Here is a 5,170-nt window from a genome sequence, read left to right as displayed (position 1 = left end):
ACGCGCAGGCTGGCGGCGGTGACGAACAGGCGGCTCACGTGGCGCACCTGGGCCGTGGCTTCAACCTCGGGGCCGACCATGAATCCGGGCGTGTCCACCAGGCTCACGATGGGCAGGCCATGCGCATTGCACAGCTGCATGAAGCGCGCGCCCTTGTCGGCCGCATCGGCGTCGATGGCGCCGCCCAGGTGTTGCGGGTTGTTGGCCAGCAGGCCCACCGGGCGGCCTTCGATGCGCGCCAGGGCCGTGTGAATGCCTGCGCCAAAACCGGTGCGCAGAAGCAGCAAACTGCCGTCGTCCACCAGACCCGCCAGCGCGGTGCGGGTGTCGTACACGCGCAGGCGGTTTTCGGGCACCACGGACCGCAAGGCGCGCGGGTCGGACGTGGACCACTCTGTGGTACGGCCCTGAAAGAACGACAGGTAGTGCCGCGCAGCCACCACGGCGCCCGCCTCATCCTCCACCAGCAGGTCGATCACGCCATTGGCGTGCTGCACGCGGCTCGGTCCGATCTGCTCGGGCTTGAAGACGCCCAGCCCGCCACCTTCGACCATGGCAGGCCCGCCCATGCCGATATTGCTGCCGCACGTGGCGATGATGACGTCGCTGCAGCCCAGCAGCGCTGCATTGCCTGCAAAACAGCGCCCTGCCGCAATGCCGATCACCGGCACCTGGCCCGACAGCGCCGCGTAGCGGGCAAAGGTGTGCACATGCAGCCCGGCCACGATGGGCATGTCGGTGTCGCCCGGCCGCCCGCCGCCGCCTTCGGCAAACAGCACCACGGGCAGCTTTTGCGCAAGGGCAATGCCCAGCATGCGGTCGGTCTTGGCGTGGTTGCGCGCGCCCTGGGTGCCTGCGAGCACGGTGGCGTCGTAAGACATGACGACGGCGCGCGATTGCTCCGGCCCGAACAGCGCGCCATTGATGCCGCCGATGCCCGTCACCATGCCATCGGCCGGCGTGTTGGCGATCAGGTCATCCAGGCTGCGGCGGCGCGTCTGCGCGGCGATGGCGAGGGCTCCGTATTCGATGAAGCTGCCCTCGTCGCACAGGTCAGCAATGTTCTCGCGCGCGGTGCGGCCACCTTGCGCGTGGCGCTTGGCGATGGCCTCCGGGCGGGCGGCGTCGAGGGTGAAGGCGTGGCGGTCCAGCACGCGTTGCAGGTCGGGGCGGACATGGTCGGGGTCGTGCGATGCACGGCCCTGCACTTCGGCATCGGCAGCGCCCGCGACGGCATCGAGCACCACAATCGGCTGCCCCTGCGCCAGGTAACCCCCGGCCACGGCCAGCAGCGCGCCCACCCGGCCCGCATGGGGCGCGTGCAGCACATGCTCCATCTTCATGGCTTCGAGCACGGCCAGTTCCGCGCCCGCAGCCACCAGGTCGCCCTCGGCCACGCTGAGCTGCACCAGCCTGGCAGGCATGGGCGCCAGCACGGCGCCTTCGGGCGCTGGAGATGAATTATTTTGGTCTTTTTGGCCTCTAGCGCTTATTGGATAAGCGCAAACAGCTATGCTTTTAGAAGCATTCAACAACTCTGCCAACACCGACTCCAGCCAGCGCGTATGGACCTGCTGACTCTCCACCTCGGGCCGCGCGGCCAGGGCCTGCAGCAGCGCGAGGTTGGTGGCTACGCCGTCGATGTGGCATTCGGCCAGCGCACGCTGCGAGCGGCGCAGCACATCGGCAAAACGCGGGCTGCGTGTGTGCACGATGAGCTTGGCCAGCAGCGTGTCGTAGTGCGGAGAGGGCGTGGCGCCCGCCACGCCGTGCGTGTCCACACGGATGCCGGGGCCTGTGGGCAGGTCAAAACGCGTGAGCATGCCGCTGCCCGGCACCGCACCGCCCTGCGCATCCAGCGTCTCGGCGTTGATGCGCCACTGCACGGCAAAGCCCAAAACGGCGGGTGGTGCGGCGGGGTCCAGGTCGATGTCCTTGAGCGTGCAGCCCGCCGCCAGCGCGATCTGGGCCTGCACCAGGTCCACGCCCGTGACCTCCTCGGTGATGGTGTGCTCCACCTGCAGGCGCGGGTTGCATTCGATGAAAACGAAGGGCAGCTCGGCAGAGGCCAGGTCCACCAAAAACTCGAACGTGCCCAGGCCCTCGTAAGCCACCGCACGCGCCATGGCCAGCGCGGCGGCGGTGATGCGTTCGCGCAGCGGCGCAGGCAGCGAAGGGCTGGGCGCGATTTCCACCACCTTCTGAAAACGCCGCTGCAGCGTGCACTCGCGCTCGCCCAGCGCCAGCACGCTGCGCCCGTCGCCCAGCACCTGCACCTCGATATGGCGTGCGTTGGGCATCAGGCGCTCCACATACACCCCATCCACGCCGAATGCGGCCTGTGCCTCGCTGCGGCAGCGGGCGTAGGCGGCGGGCAGTTCATCCGCCGACGACACCGCACGCATGCCGCGCCCGCCGCCACCGCCAATCGCCTTGATCACGATGCCCGCGCTGGCATGCTGCGCAAAGAAGGCCTGCGCCTCCTGCAGTGACACCGCCGCCTGGGTGCCCGGCAAAAGTGGCACGCCCTGCTGCTGCGCCAGCGCGCGGGCCTGGGCCTTGTCGCCAAACAGCGCCAGTTGCGCGGGCGTGGGGCCGATGAAGCGCAACCCCGCGTCGGCGCAAGCGCGCGCGAAGTCGGCGCGCTCGCTCAAGAAGCCGTAGCCAGGGTGCACGGCATCGCAGCCTAGTGCCTTGGCGATCTCGATAAGGCGTGCGCCATCCAGGTACGCCGCAGCGCCGTTGGCGTTCAACGCCACGGCGCTGTCGGCCGCCTGCACATGGGGGCTGGCTGCATCGTCGTCAGCAAACACGGCCACGCTGGGCAGCCCCAGGTCATGCAGCGCCCGCACGATGCGCAGGGCAATTTCTCCCCGGTTGGCGACGAGAACCTTGGCAAACAGGGGGCGTTCGGTCATGCGGGAGTTCCTTCCTGTGGTGGCATCGCATTCTGGCGGCGACTGCCATGCGCAGCTGGCAAACAAGCGACAGCCTCGCCCAAAGCCCCCGATCCCCACGCTGATGGCGGGCGCCGCTACGATGCGCCTTTTGCTTTCAGGACGACCATGCCGGACTTTCGCAGCGACACCGTCACCCAGCCCACGCCTGCCATGCGCGAGGCCATGTTCAATGCCCCGCTGGGCGACGACGTGTTTGCCGACGATCCCTCGGTGAATGCGCTGCAGGCGCACGCGGCCGAATTGCTGGGCTTCGAGGCCGCGCTGTTCGCCCCGTCGGGCACGCAGACCAACCTGATCGCGCTGTGGGGCCACTGCCAGCGCGGCGACGAGGCCATTGTGGGCCAGAGCTGGCACACCTACCGCTGGGAGGCGGGTGGCATGGCGGTGCTGGGCTCCATCCAGCCCCAGCCCGTAGAAACCCAGTCGGACGGCACGCTGCGCGTGGCCGACATCGCCGCCGCCATCAAGCCCGACGACCCACACTTTGCGCGCACGCGGCTCATCGTGCTGGAAAACACCACCGGCGGCCAGGTGCTGCCGCCCGCCTACATCGCTGAGGTGGCGCAACTGGCAAAACAACGCGGCCTGGCGCTGCACCTGGACGGCGCGCGTCTGTTCAATGCCGCTACGGCCAACGCCGCGCGCAACGGCACAGATGTGTATGCCGAGGCGCGCAGCCTGTGCAGCCATTTCGACTCGGTGTCGCTGTGCCTGAGCAAGGGGCTGGGCGCGCCCGTGGGCTCGTTGGTGCTGGGCACGCAGGGCTTTATCCGCCAGGCGCGCCGCACGCGCAAAATTCTGGGCGGCGGCATGCGCCAGGCGGGCGTTCTGGCGGCTGCGGGCCACCACGCGCTGCAGCACCATGTGCGCCGCCTGGCCGACGACCATGCCAATTTGAACCGGCTGGCCCAAGGCCTCGCTGAAGCCAACCGCAGCCACCCGGCGCTACAGGGCCGCATCACGGTGCAACCCTGGCAGACCAATATTTTGTTCACCGATCTGCACGCCGATGTGGCACCGGCATTCAACGCCTGGCTGGCACAGAACGGCGTGCGCGTGACCAGCAGCCTCTATGGCGTCGCCACCCGGTTGCGCTGGGTGACACATCTGGATGTGACCCAGGCCGACGTGGACACTGCGCTGGATTGTGTGGCGCGCTTCACGCTGCCGGGCTGAAACGCATCAGGCGGCAGCAGGGTAGCTTCTGCCGCCAAAAATGCCCGTGCCCACGCGCACCAGGGTGCTGCCCGCCTCGATGGCCGCCTGCAGGTCAGCCGTCATGCCCAAAGACAAGGTGTCGAACTGCGCAAGGCCTGGCTCACCCAGCGCAGCAATCTGGTCAAAAAGCCGTCTAGCGCTCATGTGGATTGCCTTTTGCGCTTCATATTCAGGAGCGTGGTCCGGGATGGCCATGAGCCCGCGCACCACAAGGCGTGGCAGCTTTGCCACAGCCCGCGCCAGCGCCAGCGCCTCGGCGGGCGCTACGCCCGACTTGGTGGGGCCGCCGTCGATATTGACCTGGATACATATCTGTAGCGGCGGCAAATGCTCGGGGCGCTGGGCCGACAGGCGTTCGGCGATCTTGAGCCGGTCCACGGTGTGCACCCAGTCGAAATGTTCGGCCACAGGCCGGGTCTTGTTGCTCTGGATGGGGCCGATGCAGTGCCACTGCAGTGCGGCATCTGGCGCGGCGGCGCGCAGCGCGGCGATCTTGTCCACGCCTTCCTGGATGTAGTTCTCGCCAAAGGCGCGCTGGCCTGCGGCCACGGCCTCCAGCACCGCATCGGCGCCAAAAGTCTTCGAAACGGCCAGCAGGCCGACGCTGGCCGGGGGGCGCCCAGCGGCTTTACACGCTTGCGCCATCCTGTCCAGAACCTGTTGGAGGTTGTTAGCAATCGTGGTCATAATGATTGGCAAGCGTACCAAACGATAGAGGGACCCCGTGGACATTACCCAATTGCTCGCGTTCAGCGTCAAAAACAAGGCCTCCGACCTGCACCTTTCCGCCGGTCTGCCGCCCATGATCCGGGTTCACGGCGACGTGCGGCGCATCAACGTCGATGCGCTGGACCACAAGACCGTCCACGGCATGGTGTACGACATCATGAGCGACTCGCAGCGCAAGACGTATGAAGAATTCCTGGAAGTGGACTTCTCGTTCGAGATCGAAGGCCTGGCCCGTTTCCGCGTCAACGCCTTCAACCAGAACC

General features: G+C 67.6%; 3 protein-coding genes and 1 pseudogene. 2 read left to right on the top strand and 2 right to left on the bottom strand.

The window, feature by feature from the left end; translation table 11 throughout:
• Nucleotides 1-2,903: carboxyl transferase domain-containing protein (locus tag Q0105_RS20575; protein WP_298214618.1), on the bottom strand; the 2,903-nt coding region annotated here is incomplete at its 3' end.
• 162 nt (nt 2,904-3,065) lie between these two features.
• On the opposite strand from Q0105_RS20575, the gene ltaE reads away from it, so the two are divergent.
• On the top strand, nt 3,066-4,136 hold the full coding sequence (gene ltaE / locus Q0105_RS20570) for a low-specificity L-threonine aldolase (protein ID WP_298214616.1): 1,071 nt from the start codon (nt 3,066-3,068) through the stop codon (nt 4,134-4,136).
• 6 nt (nt 4,137-4,142) lie between these two features.
• Here the strand turns inward: ltaE and Q0105_RS20565 are convergent, their stop codons facing one another.
• Nucleotides 4,143-4,865 carry a YggS family pyridoxal phosphate-dependent enzyme gene (locus Q0105_RS20565; protein WP_298214614.1) on the bottom strand — a complete coding sequence of 241 codons (723 nt, stop codon included), beginning with the start codon at nt 4,863-4,865 and terminating at the stop codon, nt 4,143-4,145.
• Nucleotides 4,866-4,902: 37 nt separating this feature from the next.
• Between Q0105_RS20565 and Q0105_RS20560 the strand changes: the two are divergent.
• Nucleotides 4,903-5,170, top strand: a pseudogene (locus Q0105_RS20560) (twitching motility protein PilT); the annotation flags it as partial.

It is taken from the genome of Acidovorax sp. (assembly GCF_027492855.1).
GTDB lineage: Bacteria > Pseudomonadota > Gammaproteobacteria > Burkholderiales > Burkholderiaceae_C > Acidovorax.
This window is presented reverse-complemented; position numbering and strand designations above follow the sequence as displayed.